Source organism: Luteibacter sp. UNCMF366Tsu5.1, assembly GCF_900119235.1.
Taxonomy (GTDB): Bacteria; Pseudomonadota; Gammaproteobacteria; order Xanthomonadales; family Rhodanobacteraceae; genus Luteibacter; species Luteibacter flocculans.
Genome location: NZ_FPIS01000001.1, coordinates 144611 through 162608 on the forward strand (window position 1 = coordinate 144611; position 17998 = coordinate 162608).

12 protein-coding genes are annotated in these 17998 nt (G+C 65.5%); 6 read left to right on the forward strand and 6 right to left on the reverse strand.

All coding sequences use genetic code 11. From position 1 onward, the window contains the following. Nucleotides 1–122 precede the first annotated feature (122 nt). Entirely contained in the window at nucleotides 123–1448 is a 1326-nt protein-coding gene (locus BT115_RS00585; RefSeq protein WP_072320631.1) for a hypothetical protein, read from the forward strand. Between the two features lie 47 nt (nucleotides 1449–1495). Here the strand turns inward: BT115_RS00585 and BT115_RS00590 are convergent, their stop codons facing one another. Then, nucleotides 1496–2029 (reverse strand): mismatch-specific DNA-glycosylase, encoded by a 534-nt coding sequence (locus tag BT115_RS00590; RefSeq protein ID WP_072320632.1) that lies wholly within the window; start codon nucleotides 2027–2029, stop codon nucleotides 1496–1498. Between the two features lie 109 nt (nucleotides 2030–2138). Between BT115_RS00590 and BT115_RS00595 the strand changes: the two genes are divergently transcribed. Together BT115_RS00595 and BT115_RS00600 are read left to right on the forward strand one after the other, a co-directional pair. Further along, nucleotides 2139–3257: a mechanosensitive ion channel family protein gene (locus tag BT115_RS00595; RefSeq protein WP_072320633.1), complete on the forward strand. Its 1119-nt coding sequence runs from the start codon at nucleotides 2139–2141 to the stop codon at nucleotides 3255–3257. A gap of 105 nt (nucleotides 3258–3362) precedes the next feature. Further along, on the forward strand, nucleotides 3363–3941 hold the full coding sequence (locus BT115_RS00600) for a DUF1003 domain-containing protein (protein WP_072320634.1): 579 nt from the start codon (nucleotides 3363–3365) through the stop codon (nucleotides 3939–3941). 82 nt (nucleotides 3942–4023) lie between these two features. On the opposite strand, the gene typA is transcribed toward BT115_RS00600, so the two are convergent. The 4 genes from typA to BT115_RS00620 form a co-directional block, all read right to left on the reverse strand. Further along, complete coding sequence (gene typA / locus BT115_RS00605) at nucleotides 4024–5874, reverse strand: translational GTPase TypA (protein WP_072320635.1); 1851 nt, start codon at nucleotides 5872–5874, stop codon at nucleotides 4024–4026. 123 nt (nucleotides 5875–5997) lie between these two features. Further along, a complete protein-coding gene (locus BT115_RS18225; RefSeq protein ID WP_177257333.1) occupies nucleotides 5998–8184 on the reverse strand; it encodes a pilin in 2187 nt (728 codons plus the stop codon). Nucleotides 8185–8290: 106 nt separating this feature from the next. Next, nucleotides 8291–8977 (reverse strand): alpha/beta fold hydrolase, encoded by a 687-nt coding sequence (locus tag BT115_RS00615; protein ID WP_072320636.1) that lies wholly within the window; start codon nucleotides 8975–8977, stop codon nucleotides 8291–8293. Nucleotides 8978–9006: 29 nt separating this feature from the next. Then, the gene (locus BT115_RS00620) at nucleotides 9007–10404 is read right to left on the reverse strand and encodes a GntP family permease (protein ID WP_072320637.1); all 1398 of its coding nucleotides are present in this window, start codon (nucleotides 10402–10404) and stop codon (nucleotides 9007–9009) included. Between the two features lie 173 nt (nucleotides 10405–10577). On the opposite strand from BT115_RS00620, the gene BT115_RS00625 reads away from it, so the two are divergent. From BT115_RS00625 to BT115_RS00635, 3 genes are all read left to right on the forward strand, one after another. After that, entirely contained in the window at nucleotides 10578–12866 is a 2289-nt protein-coding gene (locus BT115_RS00625; protein ID WP_072322161.1) for a TonB-dependent receptor, read from the forward strand. 14 nt (nucleotides 12867–12880) lie between these two features. Then, nucleotides 12881–13900: an extracellular catalytic domain type 2 short-chain-length polyhydroxyalkanoate depolymerase gene (locus tag BT115_RS00630; RefSeq protein WP_072320638.1), complete on the forward strand. Its 1020-nt coding sequence runs from the start codon at nucleotides 12881–12883 to the stop codon at nucleotides 13898–13900. A 106-nt stretch (nucleotides 13901–14006) separates the two neighbouring features. Further along, nucleotides 14007–17267 (forward strand): hybrid sensor histidine kinase/response regulator, encoded by a 3261-nt coding sequence (locus BT115_RS00635; RefSeq protein ID WP_072322162.1) that lies wholly within the window; start codon nucleotides 14007–14009, stop codon nucleotides 17265–17267. Between the two features lie 15 nt (nucleotides 17268–17282). On the opposite strand, the gene BT115_RS00640 is transcribed toward BT115_RS00635, so the two are convergent. Then, nucleotides 17283–17936, reverse strand: coding sequence for a response regulator transcription factor (locus tag BT115_RS00640; RefSeq protein ID WP_072320639.1), 654 nt, complete (start codon nucleotides 17934–17936; stop codon nucleotides 17283–17285). Nucleotides 17937–17998: the final 62 nt, after the last annotated feature.

Here is a 17998-nt window from a genome sequence, read left to right on the forward strand (position 1 = left end):
GTTGTATGGAGCTGCTCGAAAGCACGGTCTAACGTGACCGTGCGTTTGCCAAAGACGGATGTGGGACGGCTTTCATCCGAGAGGCCGGGTCAAGGATGCAAAATCGGAATAAGGAGAGCGTCATGAGCAAGGAAGCGAAGAGCGGTGAGGTTGAGAAAGAGTTCAGGCCACCGTTCAACAGGGTAGTAGGTGGCATGCTGCGTTTGACGGATGGCGGTATGTATCTGACAGCAACTATGGATGTTGACGACGCCGATAAGGGGGTGACCTTGCTGGTAGCTCGTGTCGATGCGGAAGGCAATGCAGACGCCAATTTCGGTGCCGATGGCGTGGCGTCCACCCAGGTGCAGATGCGTTCGTCGAGCGCGTTTCCCATGGGCGTGATACGGGGGAGTGACGGACGAGTCACCGCAGCGGTGGTGGTCAACAGGACCATCGGCTTGGCTCGCTTCACGGCGGAAGGCGATCTCGATTCCACATTCGGCGACTCGGGCACCATTACCCACATCCTTGATCCCCTGACGTCGAGACCTTCCGGGGAATCTTCCAGCGAAGTGTCTTATGCCTACGGCATGGCGCGATCAGACGCCATGTCCAACGGAGCGTTCCGTGCGGTAGGGGCCATGCATGGCGGAATCGTTCCGGCACCGGGTGGCGGCGCGTATTTCGTGCGTGACATGGGTTTTGGCGGCGCCGGCTGGAGCCATCTTGTTCGCTTCACCTCCAACGGCCGGTTGGACAAGAGCTTTGGTTATGGCGGCGCTGTCCGCGTCCAGCATCCCGCTTACGGTACAACGGTTTTACTCGCTGTCAGTCATGACATGAATGCGGATGAAGGCAGCAGAGTTGTCGTCGCTGGCTGGGTAGGCACTTTCACTAACACCAAAGCCTGTGTCGCCCGCTATGATAAAAGCGGTCATCTCGACGCTGATTTTGGCGACGAGGGCTTTGCGGTAGTTGAGTCGCCGCAAGGTACATCGAACACGCTTTTCGGCGCGGTGCATGTGACGCGTGACGGGAATATTTTCGTGAGCGGGTGGTCCAACGAAGGCGAACGACAAGCAGCGATATTGGTTGGCCTGGACGCCACAGGCAAACCGTTGCTTTCGTTCAATCAAGGCCAGCCCGTGCGGCTCGATCTATTGGAACCGGATACGAAGTACGACTTCCGTACAAGTGTGGCGGTCCAGACTGACGGCAAGATTGTGGTTGTGGGGCAGGCAACTAATTCAAAAGCGCGTACGGTCGACATCCTCGTGGCGCGCTACCTGCCGGACGGCTCGCTCGATCGCAACTTCGGTGCTCCCAACGGTTGGACGAAGATCAATCCATTCGGAAGGACGGATAACTGGGTACTCACTTCGGAGCTCGCACCCGATGGAAAGATCGTCCTCGCAGGCGGATCCTTCGATTCCACGGCCGGCTGGGTCGTACGTTTGTCGAGCTGATGATGTAACCGCTATCGAACGGTGAATCCAGGCCCCAGCTGAAGACCTCAGCGTCGGGCGTCGGCGGTTCGAGCCTTTACGAAATCCGCCATCGCCTGCCAGGCGCGAAGATCCCACGACCTGCGCGCCTGGCCCGAGGGTGAGGGAAGTACGAAAACGTGTGCGTCACCGAACCGGGTCTCTTGCAAGCCATAGGTAACACCCTTGCCGAGCGCCGCAACACCGCCGTGCTTGCTGGTGAAGGCGAGGGCGGTCGGGCGAAACTGGTCGATCTTGTCGCGCAGCGCGGCCACGTCGAACGCGTCGACCGGCAACTCGGCGTCGTTGCCGGAGTGAAACTTCGACAGGTCGGTGAGGCCCAGCCCAAAGGTGGGCAGCAGGGGATACTCCGCAGGCAGGAGAAGGCGCGGCGTCAACCCTGTCGCGAACAATGTCCGCCAGAACATGTTGCCCGGATGCGCGTAATACGCGCCTTCGCGCGCGGAGCGCGCGCCTGCGGCCGTGCCACAGAACACCAGACGGAGGCCGGGTCGCAGCACGTCGGGAAGGATGAAGCGTTCGCTCGCACTGGGGAGGGGCATGAGCGCGATTCTATCCGTCGGGTGCCTCGCCCGCCGCTGCTGGCGCTCCACCCCCACGATGTTGCATCACAACAGAACGTGGACATATGGGGCGTTAGGCTAAGTCACCATGAACCTGACCGACTGGATGCCAGATATCGCGCATCCGTGGACGCGTTTTGCGTTGGCCGTTGTGGTCGCGCTCGTGGTCGCGGGAATCCTCCGCCGTGTGGTGCATGCGTTGCTGCGCCGTCTTGCCATACGGCATCCCATGGGGGCGAGCATCGTCGCGCGAGCGAATGCGCCCATGGAAACCATCGTGCCGTTGGCGATGCTGCTGCTCTCGTGTCGCCTCGCCCCAGACGAGCCCGTCCGGCTCGTCGGCGCGCTGGAGCATGCTCTGGCACTCGCCTTGATCGTGGCGTGTACGTGGTTCGTCGTGCGTTGCCTCGGCGCGGTGGAAGCGGCGGTCTCGCGCTTCAACCCTATCGATCTCGACGACAACCTGCGCGCGCGTCGCGTACAGACGCAGGTTCGTGTGCTCAGCCGCACGGCCATGGTGGTCACCGTGGTCCTGGGCATCGGCATCGCCCTGATGACATTTCCGGCGGTGCGTCAATTTGGGGCCAGCCTTCTCGCATCGGCGGGTATTGCCGGTCTGGCGGTCGGCTTGGCCGCCAAGCCCATGCTGGGAAATCTCATTGCAGGCATGCAGCTCGCCCTGACGCAGCCGATCCGCATCGACGACGTAGTAGTGATCGAGAACGAGTGGGGCAAGATCGAGGAAATCACCAGTACCTATGTCGTCGTGCGGATATGGGACGAGCGTCGATTGGTCGTGCCGTTGCAGTATTTCATCGAGCGCCCGTTCCAGAACTGGACCCGCACGAACTCGCAGATCCTCGGCTCGGTCATGCTCTGGTTCGACTATGGGTTGCCGCTCGAGCCGCTGCGGGCCGAACTGCAGCGGCTATGCAAGTCGGCGGCCGAATGGGACGGACGCGTATGCGTACTGCAGGTGGTGGACGCCAACGAGAAGGCGATGCAGTTGCGCGCGCTGGTCAGTTCGTCAAATTCCAGCGCATCGTGGGACTTGCGCTGCAAGGTGCGCGAGGGCTTGATCGACTACGTTCGTCGCGAGTGCCCCGGGTATCTCCCGCGCTTTCGCGGCGAGGTGGAGAGTGCGGTACGCGCCGCCGATGCGGCGGCCCCGCCGTTCGCGAGCCGCATGGCTTCGTCGCGCTCCTGAGGCTCAAGTCGTTTAGGTGGTTGGCGTCGCGGCAAGGCCGTGAAAGGTACGGCATGCTAGCGTTCGCGCCAGGCACGTCGCCCCACCCCTTGCGAGGAGAGCATCATGGGATCCACCGAGCACACCCCCGAGCGCGCCGCACGTCGCTGGTTTGCCAAAAGCTTCGACGAACTGACCCAAGCGGAGCGGCGCATCGTGGAGCGCATGGCTCAGCACAAGCTGGTGTCGGAGGACGTCGATGCCGTCTACCGCTCGGATCTCACGTTCGGCCAGCGGCTGGCCGATAACGTGTCGCGATTCGGCGGTTCGTGGACTTTCATCCTCGTGTTCGCAGGCGTGCTGGCGCTCTGGACGTGTTTGAATTCCTACGTGCTGCACAAGCCGTTCGATCCGTACCCGTACATCTTCCTCAACCTCTTGCTGTCGATGCTCGCCGCGGTACAGGCGCCCGTCATCATGATGAGCCAGAACCGCCAGGCAGCGATGGACCGGCTCGATGCCGCCAACGACTACAAGGTCAACCTCAAGGCTGAGCTCGAGATCATGGGTCTGCACGACAAGCTCGATCAGATCCGCACCGATCAACTTACCGCACTGCTCGCGAAGCAGCAGGAACAGATCGATCTTTTGCTGGCGTTGATGCGTCAGGCCGAAAAGCGCGGTCCCGTCGCTGGCGAAGGCTGAGTCACGCGACTCCTAACCGGTACACGACGCAAAAAAAGACCCGGCGTGAGCCGGGTCTTTCGTTATCGCATCAGCGAGAGAATCAACCCTGGCCGCGAGAAGCCTTCTTGCGGTCGTTTTCCGTCAGGTGCTTCTTGCGCATACGGATTTCCTTCGGCGTGACTTCGACCAGTTCGTCGTCGTCGATGAAGTCCAGCGCCTGCTCCAGCGTGAACTTGGTCGCCGGGGTGAGCTGGATCGCATCGTCCTTACCGGAGGCGCGCATGTTGGTGAGCGGCTTCGGCTTGATGGCATTGACGGTGAGGTCGTTGTCCTTGGCGTGAATGCCGATCAGCTGGCCTTCGTACACCGAGTCGCCTTCGGCGGCGAACAGCTTGCCGCGTTCCTGCAGGGGGCCGAGCGAGTAGGCCGGGGTGGTGCCTGCCGCGTTGGCGATCATCACGCCGTTCTGGCGCTTGGCGATCGGTGCCGGCGTGTACGGGCCGTAGTGCTTGAACACGTGGAACAGCAGGCCCGAACCCTGGGTCAGGGTCTTGAACTGGTTCTGGAAGCCGATCAGGCCGCGTGCCGGGATTTCATACTCGAGACGCACGCGACCATTGCCGTCGGACACCATGTTCTTGAGTTCGCCCTTGCGGATACCGAGGCGCTCCATGACGCCGCCCTGGTGGATTTCCTCGACGTCGATCACCAGTTCTTCGATCGGCTCCATCTTCTGGCCGTCGATTTCCTTGATGATGACTTCCGGACGCGACACGGCCAGCTCGTAACCTTCGCGACGCATGTTCTCGATCAGCACCGAGAGATGCAGTTCGCCACGGCCGGAAACCAGGAACTTGTCGGCGTCGGAGCCGTCTTCGACGCGCAGCGCCACGTTGTGGACCTTCTCGCGATCGAGGCGCTCGCGCAGCTGACGGCTGGTGAGGAACTTGCCGCCCGAGAGATCCTTGTGGCCGACGAACGGCGAGTTGTTGACCTGGAAGGTCATGCTGATCATCGGCTCGTCGACGCTCAGCGGCGGCAGCGCTTCCGGCACCTCCAGCGCGGTGACGGTGTCGGAAATGGTCAGCTCCGGGATGCCGGAAATGGCGACGATGTCGCCCGCTTCGGCGGAATCCTGCTCGATGCGCTCGAGGCCGAGGAAGCCGAGCACCTGCACGACCTTGCCCTGGCGCTTCTTGCCTTCACGATCGATCACGGCGACCGGCATGCCCTTCTTGAGGGTGCCGCGCTGGATGCGGCCGATACCGATGACGCCGACGAAGTTGTTGTAGTCGAGCTGGCTGATGCGCATCTGGAACGGGCCGTCCGGATCGACGTCCGGCTTCGGTGCGTGCTGCATGATCGCTTCGTAGAGCGGCGTCATGTCGCCCTCGCGAGCGTTCTCGTCGAGCGACGCGTAGCCGTTCAGCGCCGACGCGTAGACGATCGGGAAATCCATCTGCTCGTCGGTGGCGCCGAGCTTGGCGAAGAGGTCCCATACCTGCTCGACGACCCACTCGGGACGCGCGCCCGGGCGGTCGACCTTGTTGACCACGACGATCGGCTTGAAGCCCATCGCGAAGGCCTTCTGCGTGACGAAGCGCGTCTGCGGCATCGGGCCGTCCATCGCGTCGACCAGGATCAGCACGGTGTCGACCATCGACAGCACGCGCTCGACCTCACCGCCGAAGTCAGCATGTCCCGGGGTGTCGACGATGTTGATGCGGTTCTTGACGCCCTTTTTCTTGTCTTCCCAGGTAATGGCCGTGTTCTTGGCAAGGATCGTGATGCCACGTTCCTTTTCCTGGTCGTTCGAGTCCATCACGCGCTCTGCCAGCACGGTGCGCTCGTTGAGCGTGCCGGACTGCTTGAGAAGCTGGTCGACGAGGGTGGTCTTGCCGTGGTCGACGTGAGCCACGATGGCGATATTGCGCAGGTTTTCGATCGACATGCGTCATGCGCCGGCCTTCAGCCGGTGCACCTCTTTGGTATGGGAAGCCGCCGATTATAAAGGAAAATGGCGACGTTCGCATGACGGCCGGGAGGCCGCTTTCACGGCCTCCCGGCGGCCCCCTCAGGGGACCAGGGGCTCGTCGCGGCAGGTGGCCGGCAGGTACTTGGGCTCCACGCCCTCGCCCGAGCAGCTCCAGGCCACGCCGTTGCCCTCGACCCGGGGCGTCAGCACGAGCGTGGCGCCGTCCAGCTTGGCGTCGGTCTTGTGCGGCGGCGTGGCGTCCATGGTGACCACGATCTCGCCGCCGGGGCCCACCTCGACGGCGCCGGCATAGTCGTTGCCCAGCGTCTCCGGGGCACCCAGGCCGGCGGCACGGTTGGTCGCCGGGAATTTGCCGCTGGTCTGGCGGCGCTCGGCCACGGCGGCCTTCGCCGCATCGGCGGCGCCCAAAGCGCTGCTGACCTGACTGCGCAGCGTGTATTCCTGGTACTGCGGTACCGCGATGGCGGCCACGATCGCCACGCCCGCCACGGCGCCCATGCCCCCGACTTCGCCCACCAGTTCCACCGGGCTCTGCTCGTAGGTGAAGGCGACGCCGAAGGTGTCGTTGTCGGCTTCCACCGCGGCACCCATCACGCCCTTATCGGGCAGGTTCAACGTGTGCGCCGAGGGCAGGGTGGTGATGTCGAGATCGGCACCGACGGCGGTGCCCAGGAGCTGGAGGATCTGGATGTACGAGTAGTAGGCCTCGCGCTGCGCGCCGTGCGACGTGGCGGTGTAGCCGATCAGCGTGCGGCCGCCCGGATAGGCGCGGGCCTTGAACCAGTCGTCCAGGGACGTATCCGGCTTGGCGGCGACGCGGTCGGAAAGCGCCTGGGGCACCTTCGCCATCACGACCCAGTCGCCGTCCTCGATCCAGTACGAGCGCCCGCCGAGGCGGGAAAGAAAGCTCATGAAGGGCCTGATCGAGGGATCCACGTGCGCGATGTCCTCGTCGTCCATGCCGGGGCCGGGCATCGACAGCCAATGCACCTTCGTGCCGTCCACGCTCGACTCGCCCGTCTTCCAGCCCTTGGCCGACATCGCGTCGATACGCGCGTACCAATCCTTCCGATCCGGCGTACGCATCGCGTAGAACAAGCCGGCGTCGTCGGAGAAGACAATCATCTCGGGGCCGAACCAGCGGAACCAGTCCGCAGGCGTCGCACCGTAACGGGTGCGCATCTTCTCGATGCCCTCGTGGTACTTCTTCGCCGCATCCGCGCCGAAGTCCAGGTTGAGATTGTCTTCGAAGGTCTTGTATGCCTGGGCCGTCGGCAGCGAGAGCGTCATCGCCCAGTGGGGTTCACCCGCGCTCTTCAGCGTCGGGGCGAAACTATGCGGCGCGAGGTAGGAGAGGGCCCGTGCCTGCGGTGCATGCACGATCACGCGGAACTGCGCGCGACCATCGACGGTGCCGCCGCCGAACGCGACGGCGTCGGCTTTGGAGGCGAAGTCGGCGGGCAGCTTGCCGAACGGCGAGTCGCCGGCTTGCGCCGCGGCTACTCCGCCAACGCCGCGGACCGTTACCCAGCCGAACAGGCCTTCGCCCGACGTGTCGATGCGCGGCTCCAGCGCAGACAGCGTGGCAGGTGCCGTTGCCGCGGTGGACTTGGCGAAGGTGGCGGCAAGCTCGTCGAGCGTCGCCTTGTCGCTTGGTGCCTGCGCGGACTGCGTCACCCACAGGCGGTGTTCGGCAGCGACGTAACGGACCGCGCCGCCACTCGTGAGCTGGCCGTCACCCTGAGCATCCAGTGGCGCGGCGAGTACCGGCTTATCGAGCGCCGCCATGCGGGCGTTGAACGCGTCCACGCTGGGGTAATCCAGCAGCGCGGTCAGCACCAGGCGCGAGGTCGGTGCGGGAATGCCCAGCGGGTCGACGAGCGCCACTTCTACCGGCGAGCGCAGGTCGCTCAGCAGCAGATTGACCAGCGGCGCGATTTTCATATCGGCCAGCACCTTGTCCTTGGCCATGCCGTCGCGGATGCGCTGGACCGCGTCGAGGTGCGCCTTGCTCGACAACGCCGTGTCGAGCGGACGACCGTTCGGAACACCGCCAATCATCGCCCACGGCGACGGTATACGCAGGTAGGCCACGGTCTGCGCCGGCAGGTGCTGGCGCATCCACGCCGGCGCGGCAATGGCTGCTTGCGCGGCGGCAACGGCCTTCGGATCGGCGGTGGGCGCCTCGTCTTTCTTGTGGCACGCGGCAAGACCGAGTGCCGTGACGATGGCGGCGGACAACAGGACGGTACGACGGGCAACCATTGCTCTTCCCCTTGGATTCATCCGGCTCCTGCCGGGCGGGGGAAGGATAGCAGCGCATCGCGCCCATCCCGGTAGCGCAGGACGAGCGCCATGCGCTTTTCGAGGACTAGAGCAAATTCACTTGCTGCGTGGCGGTGTACCAGAGCAGGCCGTAGTGCCCATAGGGGAAGGTATAGCTGGCCGTTTCGCCCTGGATCTGCGAGGTATGCACGCCATAGACCAGACAGACGCCGCCGTAGCAGTTGATCTCATCGGCGTAGGACTTGAACGAATACATCTTTGCGCCGAAGCGACGGCCCTGCATGCCGTTGAGCAGGGGGCTGTTCACCGACAGGCCCCATGCGCCGCAGGTGCTGGTCGCCACGTTGAACGGATAGGTGCCGCAGCTCCACAGGCCGTGGAAGGCGCCGGCGATGCCGATGAACGTATTCACCGAGCCGGCCGCGCCCATCACGTCGATCTCGTGCGCGGCGAGCGTGGCGCCCATGGAATGCCCGATGACGTCGATCTTGCCGGTACACGACGAGGCCAGCGCATCGAGGATGGCTTCGCGTACGGGCGTTTCCTCGCTGCCGTTGTGGTCGTTGCACGCTGCGCAGAGACCGTTGCCCCAACTCGGCGCGATGATCTGCGACTCGCTGTAGCCGCGCTGCCGGAGCAGGTCGTGGGTGGCCTGGAAATCGGACGGACTGCCGGTGTTGCCGTGTACGAGCACGACCGTATCGACACAGGCGGCGTGGGTGGAACCGCAAACGAGCAACAGCAGGGCGAACAGCAGCATCGTGGAACGCATGGCTTGCCTCCGTGGTGTGTGCGCGCCGGTCAGACCACCCCAAGCGCGTAGTAGGCGACGATCGCCACGAAGACTGCGAGGGTCTTGATGACGGTGATCGCGAAGATGTCCCGGTAGGACTGCCGATGGGTCAGTCCGGTCACCGCCAGCAGCGTGATGACGGCGCCGTTGTGCGGCAGGGTGTCCATGCCGCCCGACGCCATCGCGGCAATGCGGTGCAGCACTTCCATGGGAATGCCCGCGGCCTGCGCGTTCTGCACGAAGCTTTGGGCCATGGCGCCGAGTGCGATGCTCAGGCCCCCCGACGCCGATCCGGTGATACCGGCCAGCGCAGTGACCGACACGGCTTCGTTCACCAGCGGATTCGGAATGGCGTGCAGTGCGTCGGCTACGGTGCGGAAGCCGGGCAGGGCGGCGATCACGGCGCCGAAGCCGTATTCGGACGCGGTATTCATGGATGCGAGCAGCGCGCCGCTGACGGCGAGCTTGCTGCCTTCGGCGAAGCGCCGCGAGACCGGGCGCCAGGCGAAGACGAGCACGCACAGGATGCCAAGCAGCAAGGCACCTTCGACGGCCCAGATCGCGGCCACCTTCGCGACGTCCTGCACGACCGGCGGCGCATCGCCGACAACGGTGGGAACGAACGACTGCGTGCTGCCATAGAGGCGCGGGATGGCGAGCGTCAGCAGCTTGTTCGCGATGCCGACCACCAGCAACGGCAACAGCGCCACGAGTGGATGGGCAAGACGCGCGTCGACGAATGCCGCCGGTTCGTTGGCGAGGTCGTCGCCATAGCCCTCGCCCGCACGCGCGGCCGCACGCCGCCGTCGCTCCAGATAGAGCAGGCCGACACCGAGGATGAAGATCGAGCCCAGGCTGCCGAGCCACGGCGCCGCCCAGGTGTCGGTGCCGAAGAACGCGGTGGGAATGATGTTCTGGATCTGCGGCGTGCCCGGCAGCGAGTCCATGGTGAAGGTGAAGGCGCCCAGGGCGATCGTGCCGGGGATCAGGCGCTTCGGAATACCGGCCTGGCGAAACAGTTCCGCCGCGAACGGATACACCGCGAACACCACGACGAACAGCGAGACGCCGCCGTAGGTGAGCAGCGCGCAGACCAGCACGATCGACAGGATGGCGCGCTTCTCGCCGAGCAGACCGATGGTGCCGGCAACGATCGCACGCGAGAAGCCGGACAGCTCGATCAGCTTGCCGAACACGGCGCCTAGCATGAACACAGGAAAGTACAGCTTGAGGAAGCCGACCATCTTGTCCATGAACAGGCCGGTGAACATCGGTGCCACCAGACCGGGATCGGTGAGCAGCACCGCGCCCAGCGCGGCGACCGGCGCAAACAGGATGACGCTATAGCCGCGGTAGGCCACCAGCATCAGGAAGGCCAGCGCGGCCAGCACGATCAGCAATGCCATCGAAACGTTCGTCCCCTGGATCGGCGCATGCGTCCGTCGAACGGCGAGTATCCGCAGGCATCGTGCGGCGTGGCACTGTACCAAGGTACAAGTGTGCCCCTCATGACCGGTTCCTATGCTTCGGTCATTCGGCGCCGAGGGGGCGCCGCGCATCGGTTATCCGGGGGATGTCCATGAAGCACGCACCGCTGACGCTGGCGATCGGTCTAGTTATCGGCCTCGCCGCCACGCTGCCGGCCAAGGCGCAGGACGCCGGCCAGGCGAACGCGCCGACGACGGAAGCGAAGAAGAAGCAGCAGGAAGCTACGCAACTGACCGAGGTGACGGTCAGCGCGCGCCGCCGCGAGGAATCGCTTGAAAAGGTGCCGGTGGCGGTGAGTGCGTTCTCGGAAGAGGACATGCGCGATCTTCAGGCCACCAGCATCGATGCGCTGCAGGGCGCGGTGCCGAACATGAACATCGTGCAGGGGCGCGGATCGTCGTCGTCGGTCAACATCTTCATCCGCGGCATCGGCCAGCCCGATGCACTGCAGACGTTCGATCCCGGCGTAGGCATGTATGTGGACGACGTGTACTACTCGCGTATCCAGGGTGCGCTCATCAGCCTGTTCGACGTCGATCACGTCGAAGTGCTGCGTGGGCCGCAGGGCACGCTGTACGGCAAGAACTCCACCGGCGGCGCGGTCAAGGTCGTAACCAAGAATCCCGGCACCACGCCCGAAGGGTCGATCGAGGCCACCTTCGGCAACTACGGTCGGCGTGAGGGCCGCTTCTACGGATCGACGCCGCTGAGCAAGGACGGCGCCTGGTCCGCGTCGCTGGCCGGTGCGGTGACCCGCAACGACGGCTACGTTCACAACTACAGCGGCCGCGATTTCAATAACGACAATACGAAGTCGGTCCGCGGCAAGCTGCGCTTCCACCCGTCCGACACGTTCGACGGCGTGCTGACTCTCGACTATACGAAGATGGATACGGCGTTGACGCTGGGCCAGCCGGTGTCACCGCTGAAGCGGACCGATCTGGTGTTCGGTTCGGTCACGCTCCTGCAGCCGAACCTCGACGAGAAGTACAACTTCCACACGCAGACCTCGTTCCCTCCGGGTGACGGCCAGAAGCTCACGCACAAGGGCGTGGCGCTCAACATGAACTGGAAGCTCTCGGACCAGTGGAGCCTCAAGAGCATCTCGGCTTATCGCAAGCTCGACAGCGATTCCTACATCGACATCGACGCGTCGCAATACGAACTGGGCGACGTCTTCGTCGGTTTCCGTCAGAAGCAGGCCAGCCAGGAACTCCAGCTTGCATTCGACAACGGCAGCAACCTGCAGTCGGTGTTCGGCGCCTATTACCTGCGCGAGAACGTACCTTCGACCCAGTACGCGTTTGCGGACGACCTGTTCGCCGTGGCCGGTCGCACGGTGCCGTTCCTGCGCACGATCGGCGACGACCTGACGACGAAGAGCTGGGCCGGCTTCGCGCACGTCAACTGGGAGTTCGTGCCGAGCTGGACGCTGGCGGCTGGCATTCGCTACAGCAAGGAAAGCAAGGACTACGACCGCACCACGAGTACGTTCTGGGGCGCGCCGCTGACCGCTTTGAACGAAACCGTGCCGCTGTCGCGGAGCAAGGACTGGAATGCCTGGACGCCCACGGTGAGTCTGCAGAAGCAGTTCGATCCGCAGACGATGTGGTACGTGTCCGCCAGCCGCGGCTTCAAGTCGGGCGGCTTCAACGGCCGCGCCAACTCGGCGGCCGAGGCGAAGACGGCGGAGTTCGATCCCGAATACGTGTGGACCTTCGAAACGGGTCTGAAGATGCGTAGTGCGGACAACCGCCTGCAGGCCAATCTCGCCGCGTTCCACAGCAACTACAAGGATTTCCAGGCTCGCGTGTCGGAGATCCAGAACCCGGGCTCGCTCACGCCGACTTTTGCCTTCCCGGTGATCAACGCGGCGAAGCTGAAGATGGACGGTTTCGAAGCGGAAGGCGTGGCGCTGCTGGGCGAGGGCACCCGCCTGAGTACGCAGATCGGCTATCTCAAGGCGAAGTACGACCGCTTCGACGATGCCCGCCTCGATCCGTCCAATCCGCAGTACAACCCGACCATTCACGACCACGTGCCGTTCTCGCCGAAGTGGACGGCGCGCGTGGCGGCGACGCAGACCTTCAACCTCGCCGGGGGCGCGCTGACGCTGGGCGCCGATGCGTCGTACCGCACGGAAACCTGGCTCAGCGTGGACAACTACGCGGCGCTGAGCCAGAAGGCATACACGCTGGTCGGGGCGTTCGGCATCTTCGATTCCGGCGACGGTCACTGGCAGTTCCGTGCCGGCGTGCGCAACGCCACCAACAAGGTCTACAAGACCGATGGGCAGGAGTTCTCCAGCGTGGGTAACATCCGCACGGCGTACTACGGCATGCCGCGCAATTACTACGCGTCGGTTCGGTACAACTTCTGATGCGGGGGACTTCGATGAAACGTCTGTTGCTGGTGGCCATGCTTGTCGCGGGAAGTGCGTCGGCCGCCGACGCTCCGGCGAAGCTGCCGTCGCTCAAGATCGATCCGGCGCGCGTCACCGTGGCCGGCCTGTCGTCAGGCGCGTACATGGCGACACAGGCGCAGGTCGCGTATCCGGACGTGTTCCACGGGGCCGCGCTCGTGGCCGGAGGTCCCTATGGCTGCGCGGGCGGCAAGCTGGAGACGGCGCTCGGCAGTTGCATGAAGGGCGCGCCGGCACCCGACGTCAATGCACTGGCGACGCAGGCGCGCACGCGCGCGACCAAGGGCGAGATCGGACCGCTGTCCAAGCTCGCCACTGCGCGCATCTACGCCTTGCATGGCGCTCAGGACGCGCTCGTCGCACCCGTGGTGGGGCATGCGTCCGCGGGCTTCTACGAGGCCTTGAAGAAGGGCGATCCGGCGTTGGCCGGCATGACCGTCGTCGACGATGGCGATCGTGCCTTTGCGCACAATCTGCCCATTAGCGCTGCGGGGGACGATTGCGGCAAGTCGGTCTCGCCGTTCCTCGGTCATTGCGGTTTCGACGCGGCCGGCGAGATCTTCGCCAAGCTCTACGGCAAACCGGCGCATGCCGCGGGCACGGCCAAGGGCGAGCTGCGCGCCTTCGATCAAGACGCCTATCGCAGCGATGGCAAGGACGCCTTCTTGGCCGCCGGCGGTTTCGTCTACCTGCCGCCCGATTGCCTTGCCGGCAAGCCGTGCGGCGTGATGGTCGCCTTGCACGGCTGCAAGCAGAATGCCGATCTGGTCGGCAAGGCCTTCGTCGAGGACGCCGGTTTCAATCGCTGGGCGGACGTGTACGACGTGGCCGTGCTGTATCCTCAGACGCGCGCAGTGTTCGCGCCATTGAATCCGCAAGCATGCTGGGACTGGTGGGGATATTCGGGAGAAAACTACGACACCCGCGCGGGCGTGCAACTCCGCTGGCTGGTCGATGCATTGCATGGCCTGGGCCTGCCCGCCGTGAAATGACCATGTGCCTCGGGCGCCGCGTTGTCAGCGCCCGTCACGGGCCTGAACACGGAGCCCCCTCGTGAGCCCCTGGCTCGTCACGACCGCCGCCGGACTGTGGTTGTGCATGCTGTTTGCAGTGGCGCTGTTCGGCGAGCGGCGCCCCGCGTTCCTCGAACGCCGGTGGGCGATCGTCTATGCGCTCTCGCTGGCGATCCACTGTACGTCGTGGACGTTCTACGGCACGGTGACCCAGGCATCGCGCTCCGGCTGGTGGCTGCCGCCGACCTTCATCGGCGCCATCCTCATGTACGCCCTGGCGGTCGGGGTCCTCCGACGCCTCGTCGTCATGGCGCGCGATTACAACGCCGGCTCGGTCGCCGATCTCGTCTCCGCGCGACTCGGTCGTCATCGAGGGCTGGCGGCGCTCGTCACCGTGGTGATGCTGATCGGCATCGTTCCCTATCTTGCGTTGCAGTTGAAGGCCGTGGCGATGAGCTACGGTCTGCTTGCACGCGGCCGCGATGCAGAGGCACCCGCGTGGCAGGACAGCGCACTCTACGTCGCCTTGCTGATGGCCGCGTTCGCCACGCTGTTCGGTACGCGTCGGGCCTCGGCCATGGCGCACAACCGCGGGCTGGTGCTGGCGATGGCCTTCGAGTCGTTGTTCAAGCTCGGCGCCATGCTTGCGCTGGGGAGCCTGCTGCTTGGCCCGGGTCCTGACCCCGAGGCCATGGCGCGCGTCGCCGCGATGCCGCGCGACGCGAGTGGCTTCCCGGCATTGATCCTGCTCGGTGCGCTCGCGATGTTCACGCTGCCGCACCAGTTCCATGCCGGGATGGTCGAGTGTCGCGATGTCCGCCACGTCGCGACGGCGCGCTGGTTGTTCCCGCTCTACATGCTGCTGATCTCGCTGCCCATTCTGCCGCTGGCGCGGCTGGGCGATGCGACGCTGGCGCCGCTCGGCGTGCCTTCGGATCTCTACGTGCTGGCGCTGCCGTTGTCCCGGGAGCAGGGAGGGCTTGCCTTGCTTGCCTTCCTCGGTGGGCTTTCCGCCGCGACGAGCATGGTGGTGGTCGCGACGCTCGCGTTGAGCCTCATGGTCGTCAACCATTTCATCGCGCCGGTTCGCGTGCTCGGTGGCTGGGGCCGGGACGAGCGTGGCGATCTGCGCGGCCAGGTCATCAATCAGCGTCGCCTCGCCATCGTGGGCGTGATCCTGCTCGCCTGGGCGTATAGCCGCATGCTGGCGGGCAACGACGCGCTGGCCGATATCGGTGGTATCTCGTTCTCCGCACTCGCCGGTCTAGCGCCTGCGCTGCTGTTGGCCGTGTACCGGCCACGAACCGGCGCGCGGGCCGTGGGTGCCGGACTCGCCGTCGGCACGCTGGTCTGGATGTACGTGGTGTTGCCAGCGCTGGTCACGCCGCCACCGAGCTGGGTGGCCGAAGGCCCCTTCGGCATCGGCTGGCTCGCACCCGACCGGCTCCTGGGTCTCGACGACTGGAGTCGCATCGGCCGGGCGGTCGTGCTCGGCATCGGCGCGAATCTCGCGACCGTCGCGCTCGTAGCGTCATCGCGCTACGGCCGAGCCATGCAGCCTTCGGCGGAACTCGGCGGTGTGGATGCGGGCGATCTGCGTGCGCTCGCCGCACGTTTCCTGCCGGTCGATCGCGTGGACGCGCTCTTTGCGGATGCTGCGCCGCGCGGCGCAGCAGGCAGCGCACGCGCAGCACTGGTGGAGCACGAGCTGGCGGCGGTGATCGGCGCAGGCTCGGCGCGTCTGTTGCTGCAAGTCGTGCATCGCCAGCGCCAGGACGAACTGGATACCGTGGCCGCCATCGTGGGCGAAGCCACGGAAGATCTGCGCTTCAACCAGCGCGTGCTCGAAGCCGCGCTGGAGACGATGAGCCAAGGCATCTGCGTCGTGGACGCCGAGTTGCGCCTGGTGGCATGGAATCGGCCGTATGCCGATCTGTTCGGTTATCCGGCCGACATGCTTCGTGTGGGACGCCCCGCGGCGGACCTCGTTCGCCACAACATCGCGGGCGGCCTCATCGGCCCCGGCGACGTCGATACGCGGGTGGAGCGACGCATGGCCTGGATGCGCTCCGGATCGCCGCATCTTGCCGAGCGACGTTTTCCCGATGGCACCGTCGTGGAAATCCGCGGCAATCCCATGCCGGGCGGTGGCTATGTCGCCACCTTCACCGACGTGACCTCGTTTCGCGAAACGGAAGAGGAACTGATTCGCGCGAACGAAACGCTGGAACTGCGCGTGGCCGAACGCACGGTCGAACTGCAGCGAGCCACCGCCGAAGCGCGTCAGGCGAACGAGGCGAAGAGCCACTTCCTCACCGCGGTGAGCCACGATCTGCTGCAACCGCTGCATGCGGCGCAGCTCTTTGCCCACGCCTTGCGTACGGGTCATGGCGACGCAGACACGGCGCGCCATCTCGATGGCGCGTTGACCGCCACGGAGGACTTGCTGGCGGGCCTGCTCGATATCGCGCGGCTTGAAGGCGGGCGGTTGTCACCGCGTATCGCGGACGTGGCGCTTACGGAGGTGCTGGGGCCGCTGGCCGCGGAAGGTCGCGCGCTCGCGGCGGAGCGCGGCATACGCTTTCACTGCATACCGACCCGGATATGGGTGCGCACGGACCCGCAGCTTCTGCGCCGCGTCGTGCAGAACTTCCTCGCCAATGCCTTGCGCTACGCCGAGGGCGGGCGCGTGCTGCTCGGTTGCCGGCGTGTCGATGGCAACGTGCGGATCGAGGTATGGGATACGGGGCCGGGCATTGCGGCATCCGAGCACGACGTGATCTTCGAAGCGTTCCGACGTGGTGAGTCGGCAGCCGGGCAGGGGCTTGGCCTCGGTCTTGCCATCGCCGAGCGCACGGCCGCGTTGCTTGCCCATCCGCTGGGGCTTCGCTCGTGGCCGGGGCGCGGCTCGGTATTCGAGGTCAGTGTGCCGGTGGCTCCGAGGGGCCGTGCCACACCGACCGCGATGCCAGCGCCGCTGGCGGTGCCTACCGGTCATGCGATCGTGATCGACAACGATCCCGTCGCCCTGGCGGCGACCGCGAGTCTTCTGCGTAGTCTCGGTTGGACCGTGGATGCACTGCGCTCGCCGCAGGGGGACGCACAGACTCCCGACCTTATGGTGCTCGATTACCACCTCGACGGCGGGCGCACGGGGCTCGATGCGCTCGCGGTGCTGCGTGAGCGCTACGGGGACGTGCCGTCCATCTTCGTCACCGCCGACCGCGACGCGGACCTGCGTGCGCGCTTGCAGGAAGCGGGAGGAAGCGTGCTGTACAAGCCGCTGAAGCCGCTGGCACTGCGCCAGGCGATGCAGCGGCTGGTCGCACGCCGCGAACCTTCCTAACCCGCGCGCGGACCGTCAGGGTTCGTTGCTGCCGAGGTCCAGCGAGCGCAGCAACACACCCGCCTGCGTGCGATTGCGCACTTCGAGCTTTTCGAAGATCGCGGTCACGTGCGCTTTCACCGTGCGTTCCTGCACGCCGAGGCGATCGGCGATCTGCTTGTTGAGCAACCCTTCCGCGAGCATGGAAAGCACGCGGAACTGCTGCTCCGTCAGCCGTGAGAGTTTCGCGGCGAGTTGCGCGTCGCCGGCATCGGCGGGCAGGGCAGCCACCGCTTCCGCCCAACCTGCCGGCAGCCAGTGACCCTCTTCCAGCACGCTGCGCACGGCCTCGGCGATGGCCGACGGATCGGCGCTCTTGGGCAGGAAGCCGGCGGCACCATGGGCGAGCACACGGCGCACCACCGAGGGTTCGTCGTGCGCGGACACCACCAATACGGCCACGCCAGGAAACTGCCCGCGCAAGGCGGCGAGGCCGGAGAGGCCGCGACTGCCTGGCATGCGCAGGTCGAGCAGCACGAGATCGGTATCGGGCGCGGCGGCGAGTGCGCCGAGCAGGCTGTCGAGGTCCGCAACGTCGCCGACCTCGGCATCGGGCACAGCGGCAGCTGCCGCCTGACGCAAGGCCGCGCGGAAGAGAGGGTGGTCGTCGGCAACGAGGATGCGATTCATCGCCCGCGACGGTAGCCGTGTATCGCCGCCGCGTCGAGTGCGCGCGGATCGTGCTGCCCTTT

What these genes read in the sequence shown, in the direction of transcription:
- BT115_RS00600 (WP_072320634.1), top strand. Translation starts at nt 3,363, where the DNA reads ATGGGATCCACCGAGCACACCCCCGAGCGCGCCGCACGTCGCTGGTTT.
- BT115_RS00630 (WP_072320638.1), top strand. Translation starts at nt 12,881, where the DNA reads ATGAAACGTCTGTTGCTGGTGGCCATGCTTGTCGCGGGAAGTGCGTCG.
- BT115_RS00595 (WP_072320633.1), top strand. Translation starts at nt 2,139, where the DNA reads ATGAACCTGACCGACTGGATGCCAGATATCGCGCATCCGTGGACGCGT.
- BT115_RS00625 (WP_072322161.1), top strand. Translation starts at nt 10,578, where the DNA reads ATGAAGCACGCACCGCTGACGCTGGCGATCGGTCTAGTTATCGGCCTC.
- BT115_RS00620 (WP_072320637.1), bottom strand. Translation starts at nt 10,404, where the DNA reads ATGGCATTGCTGATCGTGCTGGCCGCGCTGGCCTTCCTGATGCTGGTG.
- BT115_RS00640 (WP_072320639.1), bottom strand. Translation starts at nt 17,936, where the DNA reads ATGAATCGCATCCTCGTTGCCGACGACCACCCTCTCTTCCGCGCGGCC.
- BT115_RS00615 (WP_072320636.1), bottom strand. Translation starts at nt 8,977, where the DNA reads ATGCGTTCCACGATGCTGCTGTTCGCCCTGCTGTTGCTCGTTTGCGGT.
- BT115_RS00635 (WP_072322162.1), top strand. Translation starts at nt 14,007, where the DNA reads ATGCTGTTTGCAGTGGCGCTGTTCGGCGAGCGGCGCCCCGCGTTCCTC.
- BT115_RS00585 (WP_072320631.1), top strand. Translation starts at nt 123, where the DNA reads ATGAGCAAGGAAGCGAAGAGCGGTGAGGTTGAGAAAGAGTTCAGGCCA.
- BT115_RS18225 (WP_177257333.1), bottom strand. Translation starts at nt 8,184, where the DNA reads ATGGTTGCCCGTCGTACCGTCCTGTTGTCCGCCGCCATCGTCACGGCA.
- BT115_RS00590 (WP_072320632.1), bottom strand. Translation starts at nt 2,029, where the DNA reads ATGCCCCTCCCCAGTGCGAGCGAACGCTTCATCCTTCCCGACGTGCTG.
- typA (WP_072320635.1), bottom strand. Translation starts at nt 5,874, where the DNA reads ATGTCGATCGAAAACCTGCGCAATATCGCCATCGTGGCTCACGTCGAC.